Source organism: Streptomyces composti (assembly GCF_012034205.1).
In the GTDB taxonomy this organism is placed as follows: Bacteria; Actinomycetota; Actinomycetes; order Streptomycetales; family Streptomycetaceae; genus Streptomyces; species Streptomyces composti.
The window spans coordinates 45,362-66,673 of record NZ_JAATEM010000022.1; the positions used below are offsets into that span (position 1 = coordinate 45,362).

A 21,312-nucleotide genomic window follows, 5' to 3' on the forward strand; every position below is an offset into this window, starting at 1 on the left:
CCCGTGTGCGCATCCTGGCACATGGGCGGGTCGCGGCACATTGCCGGAGTCCGGCAATCTTTACGCCGTCTTGATGCCGTGTTCGACTACGGGCCGCTCCCGGTGCGGGCGGCGGGCTCCCGGAAGGGCCGCGGCTGCCTGTGAGCCGGCGGAACTCAGGTGGGGGTCGTCCAGCGGGGTGCGGTCTTTGCCCAGGCGGCGTCCCAGGCGGCGAGGTTGCGGCGGTGCAGGGCGAGAACGGTCGCGGCGTGCGCGGCGGCTCCGCCGAGTGCGACACCGACGGCGGCGATCAGGCCCCAGCCCATGCCCCGGCTGCGGATCTGCGCACGGGACATCGGCGGTTCGGTGGTCTCGCCGTCCGCGCCGACCCAGATGCGGACCTTGCTGCCGGCGGGCAACCCCGGCCGTACCTCGGCGCGGGCGGTGCGGGTGCGGCCCTCCCGGGTGACGAAGCGGACCTCCACCGGGTAGCGGGTCTCCTTCTCCTCCTCCGAACCCGGTTCGGGGTGGCGCGGGGCGTCCCGGGTGAGGGTGGCGGTCGCCTGGTACCGCGTCTCTCGCTGGTGCCGTGCGGTGTCCTCGTAGTGCCGTGTCGCCGCGTCGCCCACCAGGAAGGCGGCCACCGGTGCCACCGCCGACACCACGAGGAGCAGGACGACGCCGGTCCAGGCGCGGATCACGTCGGTGCGGCGGCGCAGGCTGTTGCGCCGCAGGGTGCGCATCCGCCACAGCGCCAGGCGCGAGGGCGGGCCGGGAGGCGGCTGGGGCGGCCGGGGAGGGACCGTCACGTCAAGGCTCCTCGAGGGAATGCAGGTCGTGCCCGGGCGCGGAGGGACGCTCCCGGGTCCCGTCCGGCGTCCGGCGCCGCAGGGGGCCGGCCAGGCTCGCGGCGCCCAGGACCGCGGCGGTGTGCGGGGACGGCACCGGGCTCACCGGGCAGCCCAGGCGGGCCGGGAGGGCGTGGGTGATGTCGGGGCGCAGGGCGCCGCCGCCGGCCAGCAGGACGCCCCGGCGCAATGCGGTGCGGGTGCGCGCGGTCCGGTCCTGGCGCTGCATCCCGGTCACCATCTCGACGACGGCGTCGGTGAGCTGCCCGGACGGTGTGCCGTCGGCCAGGTCACCGGTCCCCAGCGCCATGCGGCGCGCGTCGGTCACCTCACCGCCGACCAGCAGCACGGCCTCGGTGAGATGCGCGCCGATGTCCACCACCAGCAGCGGCCGGGTGTCGTCGGCGCCGGCGGCCACGGCCACCGCCCGCGCCGCGGGAACCGTCAGCACCTCGCGCGGGCGGAGGACTTCGGCGGCCGTGCGGGCCGCGGCGCGGAAGTCCGGACCGCCCAGGGCGGGTGTGGTGACGACGACCAGGGGCCGGCCGAAGCGGGGCAGCCGGTGGCCGAGCAGCCGGTCGAGCATCCGGGCGGCACCCGCCGGGTCGACGATGGTGCCGCGCTGGACGGGGTGCATCCCCCCGCGGCCCGGGAAGGTCACGGTGGGCACGTCGACCACGATGCCCCGCCCGGCGATCCACGCCCGGGTGCGGGCGCTGCCCAGGTCGAGGGCGACCGCCGGGCCATGCCGCCGAAGCGGCCGGACCGCGCCCGGTCCGGCCGCCCGCAGCACCCGTGCCCCCGTCATCGGACCGCCTCCCGCACCTGCTGGCAGCGGCCGCAGTAGCGGGCCTGCGGCACGATCCGCAGCCGCTCCCGCTCCACGGGACGGCGGCACAGATGGCAGCTGCCGTACGTACCGGCGTCCATGCGGGCCAGCGCGGCCTCGACGTCGGCGAGGACCATCCGGGCGGAGGCGGCGAGCTGGGCTCGGACCTCGCCCTGGCCGGGCCCTTCCGGAGCGCGCCCGCCGCCGGGCCGGGATCCGGCGCGGGCGGCGAACTGCCGCAGCTGCTCCCGGCGGAACAGCCGCTGCTCGTTCAGGCTCTCGCGCAGGGCCGCGAGGTCCTCGGACGTGAGGCCGGCGTTGTTCGCACCGGCCTGCGGGCCGGACAGCGTGTCGGGAGACACCATTTCACCCCTCAGGCGGGACGAGGACGGGGAAGACGGGGACGGCGCCGGTCAGGCCGCGCGGCGGCGGCAGGTGACGCAGTGGCGGGTGTACGGCAGGATCTCCAGGCGCTCCGGTGGCACCGGCTTGCCGCAGCCCTCGCAGATCCCGTACGTGCCGTCGTCGAGACGGGCGAGGGCCTGTTCGATCTCCTGGAGCGCGCTCTGGATCGCCTCGCGCTGGCGTGCGGTGAGCGGATCGTCGGGACTCGCCGATTCTTCGTCGAGTGCCTTGAGCTGGGCCAGCCGGGTGCTGCGCGCGTGCTCCAGGCGCCGGCGGATCTCCTCGGTGGCGGAGCTGCCGGGGCGCGGTTCGGTGCGGGGCACGTCGAGCGACATGTCAGGGTCCTCCAGGTCGGCATACGAGTGGATGTCCTCACCATGGCCGTATCCGGGTGCGGATCCCATGGGCCGAGGTACCCATCTGTGCGGGGTCGGCGGACCCACCCCACCCGGCCTGGGCACCGGGGTCCGCCGGAAATGGGGTGCGCACCCCATCGACGGGGCGCCGGGGCGCCGGGCACGCTGGCCGGTGATCGCCAGAGCAGGGGGCCGCGGCCGCACCGTTCGGCGCGGTGACCGACAGTAGAGGCAGACGAGTGTGAGGAAGGCGTGACCTCGGTGTCCCTGTACTGGCGGATCTTCGGCCTCAACGCGGTGGTGCTGGGCCTGGCCACCGCGCTGCTGCTGTGGGCTCCGGTGACCGTGTCCGTTCCGGTGCTGCTAACGGAGGCGGTGATCCTGGTGGGCGGTCTCGCGGTGATGCTGGTGGCCAACGCGGCGCTGCTGCGCATCGGTCTCGCCCCGCTGGACCGGGTGACCCGGCTGATGACCACCGTCGACCTGCTGCGCCCGGGGCAGCGCCTGCCGGTGCGCGGCGGCGGTGAGGTCGCGGAGCTGGTCTCGACGTTCAACGCGATGCTGGAGCGGCTCGAGGGCGAGCGTGCCGCGAGCAGCGCCCGCGCCCTGCTCGCCCAGGAGTCCGAGCGGCGGCGCATCGCGCAGGAGCTGCACGACGAGGTCGGGCAGAGCATGACGGCGGTGCTGCTGGCGCTGGAGCGGGCCGCGGACGAGGCGCCGGATCCGCTGCGGGCCGATCTGCGGCAGGTGCAGGAGATCACCCGGGAGAGCCTGGACGAGGTGCGCCGACTGGTGCGGCGGCTGCGTCCGGGCGTGCTCGACGACCTCGGCCTGGTCAGTGCCGTCACCTCGCTCGCCACCGAGTTCGCCACCCATACGGGCCTGCGGGTGCGCCGCAGCTTCGACGCCGATCTGCCGACGCTGGACCGGGAGGCGGAACTGGTGATCTACCGGGTGGCGCAGGAGGGGCTGACCAACGCCGCCCGGCATGCCGAGGCGCAGAACGTCGAGGTGAGCCTCCACCCCGACGGCGGGAATGTCGTGCTGGAGGTGAGCGACGACGGCCGCGGCGTCGGTGCCGCCCAGGAGGGCGCCGGCATCCGCGGCATGCGTGAACGTGCTCTGCTCGTCGGGGCCACACTGGACATCGTCCCTGCGGCCCCCGCCGGAACCACTCCCGCCGGAACCAGGATCCGGCTGACCGTGCCCGTCCTCAGGAAGCAGTCATGACCCAGCACCCCTCGCCCGGCGCCGAAGGCGCCGGTACCTCGCCGATCAGGATCCTGCTCGCCGACGACCATGCCCTGGTGCGGCGCGGGGTACGGCTCATCCTCGACCGGGAGCCGGACCTGGAGGTCGTCGCCGAGGCCGGGGACGGTGCGGAGGCGATCGCCCTGGCCCGCGATCACGAGGTCGACCTGGCCGTGCTGGACATCGCCATGCCCCGGCTGACGGGGCTGCAGGCGGCGCGGGAACTGGTGGCGCTGAAGCCTGGCCTGCGGATCCTGATGCTGACGATGCACGACAACGAGCAGTACCTGTTCCAGGCGCTCAAGGTCGGCGCGGTCGGCTATGTGCTGAAGTCGGTCGCCGACCGGGATCTGGTGGCCGCCTGCCGGGCGGCGATGCGGGACGAGCCGTTCCTCTACCCGGGGGCGGTGACCGCGCTGATCCGCACCTACCTCGACCGGGTGCGCCACGGTGAGGAGGCGCCCGAGCAGCTGCTCACCCCGCGTGAGGAGGAGGTGCTGAAGCTCGTCGCCGAGGGCCACTCCTCGCGGGAGATCGCCGAACTGCTGTTCATCAGCGTCAAGACGGTGCAGCGGCACCGGGAGAACCTGCTGAACAAGCTGGGCCTGCGGGACCGCCTGGAACTGACCCGCTACGCCATCCGCGCCGGGCTGGTGGAGCCTTGACTGCGCGGCTCCACGGGCTGAGACCGGGGCAGGTCCTCCGGTCGCCCCGGCACGCGGGCGTGGCCGCCGCCCGGTGGCCCCGGGGTGCGGTGGCCGCCGTCGCCGTCCTGGCCTTCCTGCTGCTGGTCCTCGCGCCGGGGCCCGCGGCCCAGGCCGGCCTCACCGGGGTCGCGGTGCCCGGGGCCGTTGCCGCGTCCGCTGTCTCGGCCGACCCGTCCGGTGTGCGGCCGGCCGCGGACGACGCGTACATGGGGTCCTCGCCCGTCGTTCTCAGGCCGCCGCGCGACGCCGGTGAGCGGAGCGTGCCCGCGGGGCCGCTGCTGTTCACTCCGCCGTACACGCCCGCGATCCCGCCGCGTCCCGCACCGCCCGCGCCGGTGCACGGCAACGCGCCGCCCGACGCCGCCCATCTGCCCGGTGACCTCGGCCGGGCGCCGCCCGCCGCCTCCAGCACCTGAGAGACCACCACTCCTCACCGCCGCGCCGCCCGCAAGGGCCGTGGCCCGCCTGCTGGAGGCATCACGTGAAACGTCCCGCCCGGTTCCGGGCGTTGTTCGCACTGGCCGTGGTGGCCGCGGCCGTGTTCATCGCCGTGACCGTCCCCGTGAAACTCGGTCTGGATCTGCGCGGCGGCACCCAGATCGTCCTCGAGACCCGGTCCACGCCCGGGGCCAGGGCCGACGGGGAGGCCACCGACCGCACCCTCGAGGTGCTGCGCGGCCGGGTGGACGCGCTCGGTGTCGCCGAGCCCACCCTGGTCCGCTCCGGTGACAACCGGATCATCGTCGAACTGCCCGGTGTGCAGGACCCGCGCCGGGCCGCCGACGTCCTGGGCCGCACCGCCCAGCTCTCCGTCCACCCCGTGCTCGGCCCCGACGCCCCGAAGGAGAAGGGCGAGCGCACCCTGCCCGACGAACAGGGGGAGCGGCTCAGGCTCGGCCCGGCCGCGCTCACCGGCACCGACGTGGAGGGCGCCGAGGCCCGCTTCGACCAGCAGGGCGGCGCCGGCTGGCATGTCACTGTCGACTTCGAGGACGACAAGAAGTGGGCCCGGCTGACCGGCCAGGCCGCCTGCACCCCGCCCGGCGATCCGCAGCGCCGGGTCGCGATCGTCCTCGACAACAAGATCATCTCCTCGCCGCAGGTCGATCCGTCCGTCGCCTGCGACGTCGGCATCACCGGCGGGTCCACCCAGATCACCGGCTCCTTCTCCAGCGACGAGGCGCGCGAGCTGGCGCTGCTGATCGAGGGCGGTGCGCTGCCGGTGCCGGTGGAGACGGTGGAGCAGCGGACCGTCGGCCCGACGCTGGGCGCCGAGGCCATCGAGGCGAGCGCCTGGGCGGCGGTCGTGGGCACCGCCCTGACCGCGTTGTTCATCATCGTGGTGTACCGGCTGCTCGGCTTCCTGGCCACGGTGGCGCTGGCCTGCTACGGCGTGATCTCCTACGCGGCCCTGGCGGCGATCGGCGCGACGCTCACCCTGCCGGGCCTGGCCGGTTTCGTGCTGGCGATCGGCATGGCCGTCGACGCCAATGTGCTGGTCTTCGAGCGGGCCCGCGAGGAGTACGGCAAGCGGAACCGGCCCAGCAGCCGCTCGTCGCTGACGGCCGGATTCAAGGGCGCGTTCAGCGCGATCGCCGACTCCAACATCACCACGCTGATCGCGGCGGTGCTGCTGTTCCTGCTCGCCTCCGGTCCGGTGAAGGGCTTCGGCGTCACGCTGGGCATCGGTGTGGTCGCCTCGATGATCAGCGCGCTGGTGATCACGCGGGTGCTGGCCGAGTTCGCGGTGTCGCGGCGCTGGGTGTACCGCCGTCCGCAGCTGACCGGCCTGGCCTCGCTCGGCCGGGTCCGCGCGTACCTGATGCGCCGTGACCCGCAGCTGATGCGCCGGCCGCGCCGCTGGCTCGCGGTGTCCGCCGTGGTGCTGGTGCTGGCCGGTGCGGGCCTGGTGGTGCGCGGGCTGAACTTCGGGGTCGAGTTCACCGGCGGCCGGCTGATCGAGTACTCCACCTCCACCGCCGTGGACCCGGACCGGGCGCGCGACGCACTGGCCGACGCGGGCTTCCCGCAGGCGGTGGTGCAGTCCTCGGGCGACAACCAGCTGACCGTGCGCACCGAGAAGCTGAGCAACGCCGAGGCGGCCGAGGTCGCCGACGCCATCGCCGAGGTGGGCGGCGGCGCGGAGAAGGTGCGCGACGAGCTGATCGGGCCGAGCCTCGGCGAGGAGCTGCGCCGCAACGCGCTGATCGCGCTCGGCCTGGCCCTCGGCGCCCAGCTGCTGTATCTCGCCGTGCGGTTCCGCTGGGTGTTCGGCACCTCGGCGGTGGCCGCGCTCGCCCACGACGTGGTGATCCTCACCGGGATCTTCGCCTGGCTGGGCAAGCCGATCGACGGGGTGTTCCTGGCGGCCCTGCTGACCGTGATCGGCTACTCGGTGAACGACTCGGTCGTGGTCTTCGACCGGGTGCGGGAGCTGCTGGCCAAGGACCGCAAGCGGCCGATGGCGCAGTCCGTGAACCAGGCGGTCCTGCAGACGGTGCCGCGCACGGTCAACACCGGCATCGGAGTGATCTTCATCCTGGCGGCGCTCGCGGTGCTCGGCGGAGCCTCGCTCACCGACTTCGCGCTCGCCCTGCTGATCGGCATCGGGGTGGGCACGTACTCGTCGGTGCTGACCGCCTCGCCGCTGGCCGTCGAGCTCGACGGCCTGCAGCACCGCAGGCGCGGAGGCGGCCGGGGCCGGCCGGGCTCCGGGCGCCCGAAGGCCGGTGCCGGCCGGGCGCCGAAGGGCCGGGACGGAGGCACCGGCGCACAGGTGTGACCCGGCCGGCAGGGTGTGCCGCAGGCCTGTGGCGCCCGCGTCGGGCGGCGGACACCGGGCCGGCGGGGCGGGGCGGACGACTCGTCGCACCGCCCGTCGCCCCGCCGGCCTCCCGGCCCGGGCGTGGAACTCGCCCGGGTCGCCCGGTGGTTCAGGCCGCCAGCGGTGCGTGCTCCGTGCCGTCGCCGGCCGGCTGCCGGGCGAACTGGGTGCGGTACAGCTCGGCGTAGCGCCCGCCCGCCGCCAGCAGCTCGGCGTGGGTGCCGCGTTCGGCCACCCGGCCGTCCTCGACCACGAGGATCAGGTCGGCGGCCATCACGGTGGACAGCCGGTGCGCGATCACCAGCGCGGTCCGGCCCTGGAGGGCCTCGGTGAGCGCCTCCTGGACGGCCGCCTCCGAGGTGTTGTCCAGGTGCGCGGTGGCCTCGTCGAGGATGACGACCCGCTGGCGGGCCAGCAGCAGCCGGGCGATGGTCATGCGCTGGCGCTCGCCGCCCGAGAGCCGGTAGCCGCGCTCGCCGACCACGGTGTCCAGGCCGTCGGGCAGGGACCGCACGAGGTCGTCGAGACGGGCGCGGCGCAGCGCGTCCCACAGCTCCTCCTCGCTCGCCTCCGGGCGGGCGAGGAGGAGGTTGGCGCGCACGGTGTCGTGGAAGAGGTGGCCGTCCTGGGTGACCATCCCGAGGGTGTCGCGCAGGGAGGCGGCGGTCAGGTCGCGCACGTCGACGCCGCCGACCCGCACCGCGCCCGAGTCCACGTCGTAGAGCCGGGGCAGCAGCTGGGCGATGGTCGACTTGCCGGCGCCGGAGGAGCCGACGAGGGCGACGGTCTGGCCGGGTTCGGCGCGGAAGGAGACACCGTGCAGCACCTCGGCGCCGCCGCGGGTGTCCAGAGTGGCGACCTCCTCCAGGGAGGCGAGGGAGACCTTGTCGGCGGACGGGTAGGCGAAGCGGACGTCGTCGAACTCGACGGACACCGGGCCCTCCGGGACGTCACGGGCGCCGGGCTTCTCCTCGATCAGGGGCCGCAGGTCGAGGACCTCGAAGACGCGCTCGAAGCTCACCAGAGCGCTCATCACCTCGACCCGCGCCCCGGCGAGCGAGGTCAGCGGCGCGTACAGGCGGGTGAGCAGCAGGGCCAGCGAGACGACCGCGCCCGGGTCGAGGGCGCCGCGCAGCGCGAACCAGCCGCCCAGACCGTAGACCAGGGCCAGGGCGAGCGCGGAGACCAGGGTGAGGGCGGTGATGAACACCGACTGGGCGGTGGCGGTGCGCACGCCGATGTCGCGGACCCGGCGGGCGCGCTCCGCGAACTCCCGCGATTCCTCCTCGGGCCGCCCGAACAGCTTGACCAGGGTGGCGCCGGGTGCGGAGAACCGCTCGGTCATCCGGGTGCCCATGGCGGCGTTGAGGGTGGCGGCCTCGCGCTGCATGCGCGCCATGCGACGGCCCATCAGCCGGGCCGGGATCACGAACACCGGCAGCAGCACCAGCGCGATCAGGGTGATCTGCCAGGACAGGGCGAGCATGACCGTGAGGGTGAGCAGCAGGGTGACGACGTTGCTCACCACGGTGGACAGGGTGTTGCTGAAGGCCCGCTGGGCTCCGATGACGTCGTTGTTGAGCCGGGAGACCAGCGCTCCCGTACGAGTGCGTGTGAAGAACGCTACGGGCATGCGCTGCACATGGTCGAAGACGGCCGTGCGCAGATCGAGGATGAGGTCTTCGCCGAGGCTCGCCGAAAGCCGGCGGCCCAGGATGCCGAGCGCCGCCTCGGCCACCGCGATCAGGGCGATGAGCAGGGCCAGGTGGACGACTCGCTGCTCCTCCCCGCCGGTGACGATGGTGTCGACCACGCTGCCGGCGAGCAGCGGGGTGGCGACCGCGAGCAGTGCGGTGGCCGAGCCCAGCAGCACGAACAGGGCGATCCGGCGGCGGTGCGGGCGGGCGAAGCCGCCGATGCGGCGCAATGTCACCCGTGCGAGGGGACGGCGTTCCTGTGCGTTCAGGACGCTGTGCAACTGTGTCCACGCTGTGGTCTCCATGCTCATGGAGCCGAACGTAGAACCTCAAGCAACGTTGAGGTCAAGCTCCGAGGTGCGAAGGTCCCGATGACGCTGCAGGAAACCCTGCCCACCGGTGCGCCCGACCCGCGGGAACGCACTGCCGTGTCACCGGAGTGCGCGGTGGGGCACGGCGGCTCGCGGGGTCCGGCGCGGACGGTCCGCCGGGTGCTGTGCGTGGTGCCGCTGCTGCTGGTGACCGTGGTCGCGGTGCGGCACCGCTCGGTCCTCGCCGATGGCTTCGCGCATCTGCCGGCGGCGCGCTGGCCGTGGCTGCTGGCCGCAGCCGGGGCCACCTGCCTGACCTGGGTGGCGGCGGCCTGCACCCGGCAGGGCGCGGTGCTGCCGCGGCTGCCCGCGCGGCGGCTGCTGGCCACGCAGTTCGCGGCGGGCGCGGCGAACCATCTGCTGCCCACCGGCCTCGGGGCGAGCGCGGTCAACCTCCGGTTCATGACGGTGTGCGGTCTGCCGCTGTCGCGCGCCTCGGCCGGTCTCGCGCTGTATCTCCTCGCGGAGGCGGTGGGCCGGGTGGCGGTGCTGGGCGGGCTGCTCGTCGCCTTCCCCGGCGCGCTGAGACCTCAGGTGCTGCTGCCCGAGGGGGTCTTCGGCCCGCTGCTGCTCGGCCTCGCCGGGGTGGCCGCCCTCGCGGCCGGCGCCCTGGTGTGCGCACGGCGGCTGCGCAGGGCCGTGTGCTCCTTCCTGCGCACCGCGCTGGGCGAGGCACGGTCGGTGCACACCCGGCCGGCCAGGGCGCTGGCGCTGTGGGGCGGGGCACTGGCCTTCCCGGCGCTGCAGGCGACCGCGCTGGTGCTGGTGGGCGTGTCCCTGGGGCTGCAGGTGCCGCCCGGGCACATGGCGCTCGCCTATCTGGCGGCCACGGTGGCGGTCGCGCTGGTGCCGACGCCGGGCGGGCTCGGCTCCGTGGAGGCGGCGCTGATCGTGGCGCTGGTGGCGGCCGGCGGCGCGCCGCCGGTGGCCACGGCGGTGGTGCTGGCCTTCCGCGTCATCACGGTGTGGCTGCCGCTGCTTCCCGGCGCGCTGACGCTGGCGGCGCTGGTGCGGCTGAAGGTGATCTGAGCGTAGGGTGCCCCTTCTCCGCGCCGCGCAGCCGCACGCCTCGCAGAGCCGCGGAACCGCACGCCGCCCAGGACCTCGAAATCACGGAGAGGGGCTACTCGCCATGCCGGTCCGGACCGAACGCCAGGGAGCCGTCACCACCGTCGTCCTGTCCCGCCCCGAGGTGCGCAACGCGGTGGACGGGCCGACCGCCGCCGAACTCGCCGACGCCTTCCGCGCGTTCGAGGCGGACGAGGAGGCGCGGGTCGCGGTGCTGTGGGGAGAGGGCGGCACCTTCTGCGCGGGCGCGGACCTCAAGGCGCTCGGCACGGAGCGCGGCAACCGGGTCGCGCCGGACGGGGACGGGCCGATGGGGCCCACCCGGATGCGGCTGTCCAAGCCGGTGATCGCGGCGGTCGCCGGACACGCCGTGGCGGGCGGCCTCGAACTGGCCCTGTGGTGCGATCTGCGGGTCGCCGAGGAGGACGCGGTGTTCGGCGTCTTCTGCCGCCGCTGGGGTGTCCCGCTGATCGACGGCGGCACCGTCCGCCTCCCCCGCCTGATCGGCACCAGCAGGGCCCTCGACATGATCCTCACCGGCCGCCCGGTGACCGCCGCGGAGGCCCGCGAGATGGGCCTGGCCAACCGCGTGGTGCCCACCGGGCAGGCGCGCGCCGCGGCGGAGGAGCTGGCTGCCTCGATCGCCCGGTTCCCGCAGGACTGCCTGCGCTCGGACCGCGCCTCGGTGCTGGACCAGGAGGGCCTGGACGCCGAAGCGGCCCTGCGCGCCGAACTCCGGCACGGCATGAACGTGCTGACCGGGAGTCTGAAGGGCGCAGCGCGCTTCGCCTCCGGCGCCGGGCGGCACGGCTCGTTCTCGGACATGTGACCGTCGCCGGTGCGAAGTGGCCCCGCGGATACGGCAGGATGATCGATCGTGCCTGACGGCGGACCCCGCCGGGCGGCACGACGTACTTCCCGGAACTTCGAACAGGTGACGAGACGTGACACGACTTCACATACGGTCGTCGGCACAGGTGTTCGGCGGAGGTGAGCGGTGACCCGCGAACTGACCGTGGACGACCTGGTGCGTGCCGGTATCGCCGTGGCCGCCGGCCTGCTGGCGGCCCTGGCGCTGCGCATGCTGCTGCGCTGGCTCGGCCGGAAGGCGGAGCTGACCCGCTGGCGCGGGGACGACGTGATCGTGGACGCGCTGCGCATGGTCGCACCGCTGGCCGCCGTCGCGGGCGGCATCGCCTCGGCGGCCGCGGCGCTGCCGCTGGCCCGCGGGGTGCAGCACACTGTCAACCAGGTGCTCACCGTGCTGCTGATCTTCGCCGCGACGGCGTCGGTGGCCCGGGTGGTGTCCGGCCTGGTGCAGTCCGTCACCCAGTCCCGCTCCGGTGTGGCGGGATCCGCGACCATCTTCATGAACATCACCCGGATCCTGGTCCTGGCCATCGGGATCCTGGTGGCGCTGCAGACGCTGGGCATCTCCATCGCCCCGCTGCTCACCGCCCTCGGCGTCGGCGGTCTGGCGGTCGCACTGGCTCTGCAGGACACGCTCGCCAACCTCTTCGCGGGCATCCACATCCTCGCCTCCAAGACCGTGCAGCCCGGTGACTACATCCGGCTGAGCAGCGGCGAGGAGGGATACGTCGAGGACATCAACTGGCGGCAGACCACGGTCCGCGAGCTGTCCAACAACCTGGTGGTCATCCCCAACGGGCAGCTCGCCAAGACCAACATGACCAACTACATGCGGCCCGAGCAGAAGCTGACCGTGCTGGTGCAGGCCGGCGTGTCCTACGACAGCGACCTGGAGCATGTGGAGCGGGTGACGACGGAGGTCGTCGCCGAGACCATGAAGGAGATCACCGGGGCGGTGCCCGAGCACGAGCCGGCGGTGCGCTTCCACACCTTCGGCGACTCGCGGATCGGCTTCACGGTGATCCTCGGCGTGGGCGAGTTCAGCGACCAGTACCGGATCAAGCACGAGTTCATCAAGCGCCTCCACCGCCGCTACCGCGAGGAGGGCATCCGCATCCCGTCCCCGGCCCGCACGGTCGCCCTCCAGCAGGGTTCGGTGGTCATCCCGCAGCAGCGGGGTGCGGAGAACCCGGATCCGGCCGACATGACGGCCGCCCGGCCGGTCTGAACCCGCCGGGACGGCCGCCCCCGCCCATGAGAGGCGCCCCCGGACGGCCGTTCCCCTCGGTGACCGGCCCGTGCCGGCGTGTGTTCTTCCGCCATCAGCGGTGCCCGCATGGCGGAAGATCACCGCTCATCCGGCGTGGACCCCTGTCGAGCGCGGGTCGATCACGAGATATCTTGATGTCGAGCAATGTTGCAGACGTGGAGCGGAGCACCCGGTGACTGACTCGACCATCATCTATACGCACACTGACGAGGCCCCGGCCCTGGCGACGTATTCCTTCCTGCCGGTGGTCCAGGCGTACGCCTCGCAGGCGGGTGTCACCGTGGAGACGCGTGACATCTCGCTGGCCGGGCGCATCATCGCCGTGTTCCCGGAGTACCTGACCGAGGACCAGCGCATCCCGGACGCCCTCGCCGAGCTGGGCGAGCTGGCCAAGACGCCCGCGGCCAACATCATCAAGCTGCCGAACATCTCGGCCTCCATCCCGCAGCTCAAGGCCGCGATCGCGGAGCTCCAGGGCAAGGGCTACGCGCTGCCGGACTACCCGGACGACCCGAAGACCGACGAGGAGCGCGAGATCCGCGCCCGCTACGACAAGGTCAAGGGCTCCGCGGTGAACCCGGTGCTGCGCGAGGGCAACTCCGACCGCCGCGCCCCGGCCTCGGTGAAGAACTACGCCAAGACCCACCCGCACCGCATGGGCCCCTGGTCCCCCGACTCCAAGACCAACGTGGCGACGATGGGCGTGGACGACTTCCGCTCCACGGAGAAGTCGGTCGTCATCGAGGAGGCCGGCTCGCTGCGCATCGAGCTGAAGGGCGACGACGGCTCCACCACCGTGCTGCGCGAGTCCGTGCCCGTGCAGGCCGGTGAGGTCGTCGACGCCGCCGTGATGCGGGTCGCCGCGCTGCGCGAGTTCCTGGCCGAGCAGGTCGCCCGCGCCAAGCAGGAGGGCGTGCTGTTCTCCGTGCACCTGAAGGCCACGATGATGAAGGTCTCCGACCCGATCATCTTCGGCCACGTGGTGCGCGCCTTCTTCCCGAAGACGTTCGCCAAGTACGGCGACAAGCTCGCCGCGGCCGGGCTGAGCCCGAACGACGGTCTGGGCGGCATCTACAAGGGGCTGGAGAACCTGCCCGAGGGCGAGGAGATCAAGGCCTCCTTCGACGCCGAGCTCAACGAGGGCCCGGACCTGGCCATGGTCGACTCCGACAAGGGCATCACCAACCTGCACGTGCCCTCGGACGTCATCGTCGACGCCTCCATGCCCGCCATGATCCGCACCTCCGGCCACATGTGGGGCCCGGACGGCCAGGAGCACGACACCCTGGCGGTGCTGCCGGACTCCTCCTACTCCGGCGTCTACCAGGCCGTGATCGACGACTGCCGCGCCAACGGCGCCTACGACCCGGCCACCATGGGCTCCGTGCCGAACGTCGGTCTGATGGCGCAGAAGGCCGAGGAGTACGGCAGCCACGACAAGACGTTCGAGATCCCCACCACCGGCACCGTCCGCCTGGTGGACACCAACGGCAACGTGGTCCTCGAGCAGGCCGTCTCGGCCGGCGACATCTTCCGCGCCTGCCAGACCAAGGACGCCCCGATCCGCGACTGGGTGAAGCTGGCCGTCACCCGCGCCCGCGCCACGGGCGACCCGGCCGTCTTCTGGCTGGACGAGACCCGCGCCCACGACGCCAACCTGATCGCCAAGGTCAAGCAGTACCTGCCGGAGCACGACACCGAGGGCCTGGACATCCGGATCCTCAACCCGGTCGAGGCGACCAAGCTGTCGGTCGAGCGCATCCGCCGCGGCGAGAACACCATCTCGGTCACCGGCAACGTGCTGCGCGACTACCTGACCGACCTGTTCCCGATCCTGGAGCTGGGCACCAGCGCCAAGATGCTGTCGATCGTCCCGCTGATGGCGGGCGGCGGCCTGTTCGAGACCGGCGCCGGCGGGTCCGCGCCCAAGCACGTCCAGCAGCTGATCAAGGAGAACTACCTGCGCTGGGACTCCCTCGGTGAGTTCTTCGCGCTGGTGCCGTCCCTGGAGCAGTACGCGAAGGTCACCGGCAACGCCAAGGCCAAGGTCCTGGCGGACGCCCTGGACCGCGCCACGGCGACCTTCCTCAACGAGGACAAGTCGCCGACCCGTCGCCTCGGCGGCATCGACAACCGCGGCAGCCACTTCTACCTGTCGCTGTACTGGGCGCAGGAGCTGGCCCGCCAGACCGAGGACGCGGACCTGGCCAAGGCCTTCGCCCCGCTCGCCGAGACACTCACGGCCAACGAGCAGAAGATCGTCGACGAGCTGATCTCCGTCCAGGGCAAGCCGGCCGACATCGGCGGCTACTACCAGCCGGACCCGGCCAAGGCCTCCGCGGTCATGCGCCCGTCGGCCACCTGGAACCAGGCCCTGGCCTCGCTGGCCTGACGCCGCAAGCCGGTCGTCACACGGGCAGTGACCGGGCGCCCCGTCTCCGTCCCCGCGGAGCCGGGGCGCCCGTCCGTTGCGGCACTGTCAGCGGCGTGTGGCACGGTGATCTTCCGGTGCGGCACCGACCACGACCCTGGAGCGCCCGTATGACCGATGTCCCCCCGTCCTTCGCGTCCTTCGCATTGCTTCCCGGCGCCGGCGACTCGCCCGTGATCCTTCATGTGCCGCACTCGGCGCGGGCGATACCGGACGCGGTCCGGGCCGGGATCGTGCTGGACGATGCGGAGCTGGAGCGGGAGCTGGACCACATCACCGACGCGCACACCGCCCGGCTCGCCGAGGAGGCCGCGAGCGCGGCCGGCCTCACCCCCTGGCGGTTCGAGAACCGGCTGTCCCGGCTGGTGGTCGACCCCGAGCGCTTCCCGGACGAGCGGGAGGAGATGCTGGCGGTGGGCATGGGGGCGGTGTACACGCGGACCACGCACAAGGACATGCTGCGGGACGAGGACTTCGACCCCGCCCCGCTGATCGAGCGCTATTTCCGGCCCTACGCCGAGGCCATGACGGAGGCGGTCGCCGGACGTCTCGCCGCCACCGGCCGCGCCGTGATCATCGATGTGCACTCCTACCCGAGCGCACCGCTCCCCTACGAGCTGCACGGCGACGGACCGCGCCCCGCCGTCTGCCTGGGCACCGACTCCTTCCACACCCCGCCCGAGCTGCTCGACGCCGCACGGCGGGCCTTCGCCCCCTGCGGGGACACGGGCCTGGACAGCCCGTTCGCGGGCGCCTATGTGCCGCTGGAGTTCCACCGCCGGCGGCCGGAGGTCACGGCGCTGATGGTGGAGATCCGCCGGGACACCTACATGACCGAGCCGGGCGGCCCCGCCGGCGGGGGCCTGGGCGGCCTCGTCTCGGCCCTGGCCGAGCTGGTGGACGCGGTCTCGCGCTGACCGGCGGATGAGGCGGGCACGGGCCCGGCTCAGGCCCGCAGCCACTCCGTGGTGATGACGTCCGAGCCGGTGCGCAGACGGAGTGCGAAGGGGCCGGAGGGCGGGCGGTCAATCGTGAAGCGGCCCATCTCGTCGACCGTCACCGGGGTGCCGGGCTGCGGTCCGCTCAGGATCTCGATGCCGGCCGGGCGGGGCGGCAGCAACTGGCCGAGCAGGCCCTCGGAGGTGACCTCGACGTCCACCGTGACCTCGCCCGCGGTGAAGGTGAGCATCCGGGGCGCGTCCGTCACGCCCCTCACCGGCAGCGCGTCGACCAGTGAGTCGAAGGTCAGCTCCGCCACCCGGGCCTCGAGGTCGTGCAGGGCGTAGGCGTCGACCGCGATCTGCAGCAGCTCCGGCGGCATCGGGTCCAGGACCGCGGCGGCCTGCCGCAGCTCCTCCTCCAGCGCCGTCGTGAAGCCGTCGTCCGGTTCCCCGCCGGCGGGTCCGTCGCCGAGTTGCCCGTCGAACGCGCCGCCGGGCTCGCCGTCCGGCTCGCCGCGGACTTCCTCGCCGTGGAGTTCCTCGCCGTCGAAGCCTTCGCCGTTGAGTGCGTCGTCCATGCCGTTCACGCTGTCCCCCGTGATTCGAGCCGGGCCCGTAGCCGGCGCAGGCAGCGCTGGCGCAAGGGTCCGATGCTGCCCACCGCGATACCGAGCGCGGCGGACACCTCCTGATAGCTGGGCGGCGGGGAGGCGATCAGCACCCTGAGCAACTGGCGGCAGCGCTCGCCCAGTTCCTCGAACTCCTGCCACAGCCGCCGCACCCGCTCGTTGCGCGCGGCCGCCTCCTCCTGCTCCAGCAGCGCCTGTTCGGGTACGCCCTCCTCGCTCACCCGGTCAAGCAGCAGCGGATCGTCGGTCAGCGTCAGCCGCCGCTGGTTGCGGATCACCTTCAGGCACTCGTGCCGTGCCGTGCGGGCCAGCCAGGCGCCCGCCTTGTCCGGTTCCCTGAGCCGGCCCAGATGCTGGGCGAAGCGGAACCAGACGGTCTGACTGACCTCGTGCGCGTCCGCCTCGGAGAGCCGATGGGCGCGCACCACCGACCAGACCAGGGGGCCGAGCCCCTCCACGATCGCCTTCCAGGCCGCCGCGTCCCCGTCGGCGGCGGACTGGACCAACGCGCCGACATCAGTACGGTCCACGGTCCCACCCCTCGTGTACGACACGTCATCGTACGCCGCGGAGGGGAGCGTTCCGGTCCTCATGGGCGGGCGGACGGTTGCACGACCGGCGCAGGCCGCCAGGTCGGCGGCAGCAGCGCGGGAACGCGGGCGCCGCGGACCTCGGCGAACTCGGTGACCGCGTCCAGCAGTTGCCGCCGGGCCTTGCGCGGGTCGGTCTCCGCCTGCGCGGTCATGTGCGCCGCGATCAGTCCGGCCACGACCGGGGTCGCGAAGGAGGTGCCGCTCCACTGGGCCAGCCCCTCGAACATCACCTGGTCCGGTTTGGCCGAGCCGTTCTCCTCGCTGAGCACGCCGGTGTGCCGCGGGTGGCTGCAGGTGCAGGCGTAGGAGAAGCCGTAGCGGCACTCCTCGTAGGTGGAGTGCTGGTACACGTACGGCACGGGGGTGTCGAATCCGGTGAGCGGACCGGTCAGGCGCTCGCCCGGCGCGTACACCCGCACCCAGGGGCCGTGGTTGGTGAAGCAGGCGCCGTACTCGCCGTCGCTGCGCAGCGCGCCCACCGACAGCACGGCGTTCTCGTAGCCGGGCAGGGTGGCGTAGGCGGCGGGCCAGAACGGCATGGCGCCGGCGTTGTTGCCCGCGGCGGCGACCAGCAGGGTGTGCCGCTCGCGCAGCTCCTCCATGAACGCGTCGACGCCGAGCAGTCCGTCGGTGCGGCCGTTGGCGGTGCCGGCCGAGAGGCTGATGATGTCGGGCCAGCCGTCCCGTTCGACGGCCTCGAAGAGCTTCTCGCCGAACTCGGACTCCAGGACGGCGCCGGCGTCGTTGAGCGTATTGCGCACCGTGATCTCGGTGTGGGGGGCGACGGCGGCGACGAGACCGGCGATGAACGTGCCGTGGCCGCAGTACTGCCGCAGCACGCCGTCCTCGTCGCACTCCTGGACCTGGGCGTCGCCGCGGGTGTGGGCCAGTGGCGGGTAGGAGCGGTAGTCGTGCATCAGCCCGGTGTCGATCACCAGCACGCCCACGGCGGTGCCGGGGTCGTGCGGGCCCTCCGCGGGGGCCGGGTTGGGCTGTCCGGAGGCGGGGACGGGCACCGGTTCGTCGCCCGGGCAGGCATTGACGGCGATGTGCACCACGTGGTTGCGGCTGATCAGCCGGCGTCCGGCCCGGCCCTCGGTCGCGGTGAGCGCCCGCAGGGCGTTCGCGACCGCCGGGTCGCCGCTGCCGTCGCCCTCCCCCGGGTCGGCGACCCGGATCCGGGTGATGCCGGAGCGGTTGGTCTCCGGGCTCACCCGCTCCACCCGGTCGGCGGGGAGTCCCGCGAACGTGGCGAAGTGCTGCCGCACGGTGTCCTCGACGATGCGGGCGTCCTCGCCGTCGCGGGCGAGCACGACGCCCTTCTCGTAGAAAAACTGGCCCGCGTCGTCGGGGCCGATCGCCAGGGGGACGTCGGGCATCGAGCGCTGGATCTGGGCGAACTGCTCGCGGAATCGCTGTGGTGCCATGAGATGTCCTCCGCAGGGGCGACGGCGGCATGACGGCCGCCGGGCTTTTCGTCAATCAGAGCCGGCGGGCGGCCGTTTGATACAACGTCGAATCTGTGGGCCGCGGTTGCGGAGCACTACCATCCGTGGGGTGACTGCGGGAGACGACGCGGTGCAGGAACTGCTTCCGATGGTGTTCGCCGCGCCCCAGGAGGCCCTGGCCGGGGCACGCCGGGTGCTGGCCGGGCGGCCCGCGCCGCTGCACGCCTCCGTCGCCCACCAGGTCATCGGCATCTGGCAGCGGGACTTCGGCGATCTGCGGCTTGCGCTGCGGCATCTGCGCCGGGCCCGGGACTGGGCGGCGCGCGCCGGTTCCGCCGAGCGGGAGGCGGACGTCCTGGCCACCCTCGGGGTCGCGCTGGTGCACGCCGGGCGGACCCGGCAGGGCATGGACGCCCTCGGCCGGGGCGTGGAGCGCGGCACCGGGCACACCCGGGCGCGGGTGCTGTTCAGGCGGGCGTACTCCTGGTGGGTGCTGGGGCACCACCGGGAGGCCCTGGAGGACGTGCGGCGGGCGATCCCCGTGCTGCGCCAGGCCGGTGACGTGATCTGGACCGCGCGGGCGCTGACCCTGCGGGCGACGGTGCATCTGGCGCTGGGCGCGGTGGACCGGGCGGACGCGGACTTCACCGCGGCCGAAGCGCTGTGGGACACCACGGGACAGGAGCACGACAAGGCGGACGCGGTGGAGAGCCGGGGCCTTGCGGCGTTCCGCGCAGGTGACGTCCCGGCCGCGCTGCGGCTGCTCGACGAGGCGGAGGAACGCTACGCCAAGCTCGGCACGCCGACGTTCATGCTGAGCATCCGCCGCTGCGAGGTGCTGATGGCGGCCGGTCTCGCCGCCGAGGCACTGGCCGAGGCGGACGCCGCGATCAAGGTGCTGGACGGGATCGGCGGGCAGTCCACCCGCAAGGCGGAGCTGCTGCTGGCCGCGGCGCGGGCGGCCCGGCTGGCCGGCGACCCGCACACCGCGACGGACCGCGCGGGGCTCGCGGTGCGGCTGTTCGCCCGCCAGCACCGCGCCTGGTGGGAGGCGCACGCGCGGCTGGTGCTGACCGAGGCCCGGCACGCCGCGGGCCGCCGCTCCGGGCGGCTGGTGGCGGCCGCGGCGGCGGTGGCCGGGCAGCTGACGGCGCTGGGCGCCCCGGCCGCGCCGGAGGCCTATCTGCTCGCCGGACGGATCGCCCTGGAGCTCGGCCGGGCGGAGGAGGCGGAACGGCACCTCGCCGTCGCCGCCCGCAGCCGGCGCGGCGGTCCCCCGCTGGCCCGGATGACCGGCTGGGCGGCGCAGGCGCTGCGCGCCCGGGCGGCCGGCTCCGCACGGGGCGTGCTGGAGGCCTGCCGGCGCGGCCTCGACGTGCTCGACGACCACCGGATGACGCTGGGCGCCTCGGAGTTGCGTGCCCGCGCCACCGCGCAGGGCGCCGAGCTGGCGGCGCTGGCGCAGCAGGCCTGCCTGGCCTCCGGCGGTCCGCGGCGGCTGCTGGTGTGGAGCGAGCGCTGGCGGGCCACCGTCCTGTCCGCCCCGCCCACCCGGCCGCCGGCCGACCCGGCGCTGCTCAGCGGTATGACCGCCTACCGGGAGATCGCCGCCCGCGCCGAGGAGGCCCGCCAGGAGGGCCGGCCCGTGCCCGCGCTGGAACGCGAACAGCGCCGCCTGGAGCGGGAGATCCGCTCCCGTACCCTGCACATGCGCGGCGAGGCGGCGGGCGACGGCGACCGGTTCGACGTGGGCACCCTGCTGCGGCATCTGGGCGACGACAGCACGCTGGTGGAACTCGCCGTACTGGACGGCCGGGTGCAGGTGCTGGTGTGCGCGCGGGGCCGGGTGCGGCGGTTCGAGGCGGGGCTGCTCACGGCGGCGGAGACCGAGGCGGAGCACGTCCAGGCGGGGCTGAGACGGCTGGCGCATCCGGGGGCGGCGGCGCGGCTGCCGCTGGTGGAGGCCGCGGGGCGGCGCCTGGAGGAGCTGCTGCTCGGCCCGGCGGCAAAGCACCTGGGCGGCGGCCCGCTGGTGATCGTGCCGCCGGGGCGGCTGCACCGGGTGCCGTGGGCGCTGCTGCCGTCCCTGCGGGACCGGGTGCTCAGTGTGTCGCCGTCGGCGAGCAGCTGGCTGCGCGCGAAGCGGACGGTGCCGCCGCCCGGGGGCCGGCAGGTGCTGGTGCGCGGCCCGGGGCTCGCGACCGGAGGTGCGGAGGTGCCCGAACTGGCGGACCGCTACGGCGCCGCCACCGTCCTGGAGCACGACGGTGCGACGGTGCCGCGGGTGCTCGCGGAGCTGGACGGTGCGGCGCTGGCCCACATCGCGGCGCACGGCGCGTTCCGCGCAGACGGGCCGATGTTCTCCTCTCTGCGGATGGAGGACGGGCCGCTCATCGTGCACGACTTCGAGCGCCTGGACCGCAGCCCGTACCGCATCATCCTGTCCTGCTGCGACACGGCCCGCTTCGCCGCCGTCGGCGCGGACGAACTCCTCGGGCTGGTCACCGCGTTGCTGCCGCTCGGCACCGCGGGCGTGGTGGCGTGCAGCGCCCCGGTCAACGACGCGGCGGTGGTCCCGCTGATGCTGGCCCTGCACAAGGGCCTCGGCGCGGGCCTGTCCCTGGCCGAGGCCCTGCGCGACGCGCGGGCCGCCCTGCCGGGCGACGCGGTGCACCAGGCGACGGGCTGGGCGTTCACGGCGTTCGGGGCGGCCTGACGCCCCGTCCCGGGCCCCGGCCGCCTCGCGTTGCGGAGGGCGGCGTGCGGGTGAACAGTGGAGATGTAACGGCATTGCG

General features: G+C 73.9%; 18 protein-coding genes. 10 read left to right on the top strand and 8 right to left on the bottom strand.

The features are described 5' to 3' along the window. Window positions 1-155: 155 nt before the first annotated feature. From HCJ93_RS18860 to HCJ93_RS18875, 4 genes are all read right to left on the bottom strand, one after another. Window positions 156-722, bottom strand: coding sequence for an Rv1733c family protein (locus tag HCJ93_RS18860; protein WP_240967700.1), 567 nt, complete (start codon window positions 720-722; stop codon window positions 156-158). Window positions 723-789: 67 nt separating this feature from the next. Further along, window positions 790-1,635, bottom strand: a complete 846-nt coding sequence (locus tag HCJ93_RS18865; protein ID WP_167996897.1) for a rod shape-determining protein — start codon at window positions 1,633-1,635, stop codon at window positions 790-792. Next, the gene (locus HCJ93_RS18870) at window positions 1,632-2,021 is read right to left on the bottom strand and encodes a TraR/DksA family transcriptional regulator (protein WP_167996898.1); all 390 of its coding nucleotides are present in this window, start codon (window positions 2,019-2,021) and stop codon (window positions 1,632-1,634) included. The genes HCJ93_RS18865 and HCJ93_RS18870 overlap by 4 nt, the downstream gene beginning before the upstream one ends. Window positions 2,022-2,069: 48 nt before the next feature. Further along, window positions 2,070-2,396 (bottom strand): TraR/DksA family transcriptional regulator, encoded by a 327-nt coding sequence (locus HCJ93_RS18875; RefSeq protein WP_167996961.1) that lies wholly within the window; start codon window positions 2,394-2,396, stop codon window positions 2,070-2,072. Between the two features lie 282 nt (window positions 2,397-2,678). On the opposite strand from HCJ93_RS18875, the gene HCJ93_RS18880 reads away from it, so the two are divergent. The 4 genes from HCJ93_RS18880 (at window position 2,679) to secD (ending at window position 7,157) form a co-directional block, all read left to right on the top strand. Further along, the gene (locus tag HCJ93_RS18880; RefSeq protein WP_167996962.1) at window positions 2,679-3,647 is read left to right on the top strand and encodes a HAMP domain-containing sensor histidine kinase; all 969 of its coding nucleotides are present in this window, start codon (window positions 2,679-2,681) and stop codon (window positions 3,645-3,647) included. After that, window positions 3,644-4,333: a response regulator gene (locus tag HCJ93_RS18885; protein ID WP_167996899.1), complete on the top strand. Its 690-nt coding sequence runs from the start codon at window positions 3,644-3,646 to the stop codon at window positions 4,331-4,333. Before HCJ93_RS18880 ends, HCJ93_RS18885 begins: the two co-directional genes overlap by 4 nt. A gap of 89 nt (window positions 4,334-4,422) precedes the next feature. Continuing rightward, window positions 4,423-4,791, top strand: coding sequence for a hypothetical protein (locus tag HCJ93_RS18890; protein WP_167996900.1), 369 nt, complete (start codon window positions 4,423-4,425; stop codon window positions 4,789-4,791). 65 nt (window positions 4,792-4,856) lie between these two features. Further along, complete coding sequence (gene secD, locus HCJ93_RS18895; protein ID WP_167996901.1) at window positions 4,857-7,157, top strand: protein translocase subunit SecD; 2,301 nt, start codon at window positions 4,857-4,859, stop codon at window positions 7,155-7,157. Between the two features lie 151 nt (window positions 7,158-7,308). On the opposite strand, the gene HCJ93_RS18900 is transcribed toward secD, so the two are convergent. Continuing rightward, complete coding sequence (locus HCJ93_RS18900; RefSeq protein ID WP_167996963.1) at window positions 7,309-9,201, bottom strand: ABC transporter ATP-binding protein; 1,893 nt, start codon at window positions 9,199-9,201, stop codon at window positions 7,309-7,311. Between the two features lie 195 nt (window positions 9,202-9,396). Here HCJ93_RS18900 and HCJ93_RS18905 point away from each other — a divergent pair, with 195 nt between their 5' ends. The 5 genes from HCJ93_RS18905 to HCJ93_RS18925 all read left to right on the top strand — a co-directional run bounded on the left by HCJ93_RS18905 (window position 9,397) and on the right by HCJ93_RS18925 (window position 15,823). Beyond that, window positions 9,397-10,296, top strand: coding sequence for a lysylphosphatidylglycerol synthase transmembrane domain-containing protein (locus HCJ93_RS18905; protein ID WP_167996964.1), 900 nt, complete (start codon window positions 9,397-9,399; stop codon window positions 10,294-10,296). Between the two features lie 103 nt (window positions 10,297-10,399). Next, on the top strand, window positions 10,400-11,164 hold the full coding sequence (locus HCJ93_RS18910; RefSeq protein WP_167996902.1) for a crotonase/enoyl-CoA hydratase family protein: 765 nt from the start codon (window positions 10,400-10,402) through the stop codon (window positions 11,162-11,164). A 168-nt stretch (window positions 11,165-11,332) separates the two neighbouring features. Continuing rightward, window positions 11,333-12,433, top strand: coding sequence for a mechanosensitive ion channel family protein (locus HCJ93_RS18915; RefSeq protein ID WP_167996903.1), 1,101 nt, complete (start codon window positions 11,333-11,335; stop codon window positions 12,431-12,433). A gap of 214 nt (window positions 12,434-12,647) precedes the next feature. Continuing rightward, entirely contained in the window at window positions 12,648-14,867 is a 2,220-nt protein-coding gene (locus tag HCJ93_RS18920; RefSeq protein WP_167996904.1) for an NADP-dependent isocitrate dehydrogenase, read from the top strand. Window positions 14,868-15,016: 149 nt separating this feature from the next. After that, a complete protein-coding gene (locus tag HCJ93_RS18925) occupies window positions 15,017-15,823 on the top strand; it encodes an N-formylglutamate amidohydrolase (protein ID WP_167996905.1) in 807 nt (268 codons plus the stop codon). A 29-nt stretch (window positions 15,824-15,852) separates the two neighbouring features. Here the strand turns inward: HCJ93_RS18925 and HCJ93_RS18930 are convergent, their stop codons facing one another. The 3 genes from HCJ93_RS18930 to HCJ93_RS18940 are packed head-to-tail and all read right to left on the bottom strand — an operon-like array spanning window position 15,853 to window position 18,496. Then, the gene (locus tag HCJ93_RS18930; RefSeq protein WP_240967694.1) at window positions 15,853-16,425 is read right to left on the bottom strand and encodes a hypothetical protein; all 573 of its coding nucleotides are present in this window, start codon (window positions 16,423-16,425) and stop codon (window positions 15,853-15,855) included. A 5-nt stretch (window positions 16,426-16,430) separates the two neighbouring features. Next, on the bottom strand, window positions 16,431-17,006 hold the full coding sequence (locus HCJ93_RS18935) for an RNA polymerase sigma factor (protein WP_167996906.1): 576 nt from the start codon (window positions 17,004-17,006) through the stop codon (window positions 16,431-16,433). A 59-nt stretch (window positions 17,007-17,065) separates the two neighbouring features. Beyond that, a complete protein-coding gene (locus HCJ93_RS18940) occupies window positions 17,066-18,496 on the bottom strand; it encodes a S8/S53 family peptidase (RefSeq protein WP_167996907.1) in 1,431 nt (476 codons plus the stop codon). A gap of 169 nt (window positions 18,497-18,665) precedes the next feature. Between HCJ93_RS18940 and HCJ93_RS18945 the strand changes: the two genes are divergently transcribed. Next, window positions 18,666-21,233 (top strand): CHAT domain-containing protein, encoded by a 2,568-nt coding sequence (locus HCJ93_RS18945; RefSeq protein ID WP_167996966.1) that lies wholly within the window; start codon window positions 18,666-18,668, stop codon window positions 21,231-21,233. Window positions 21,234-21,312 lie beyond the last annotated feature (79 nt).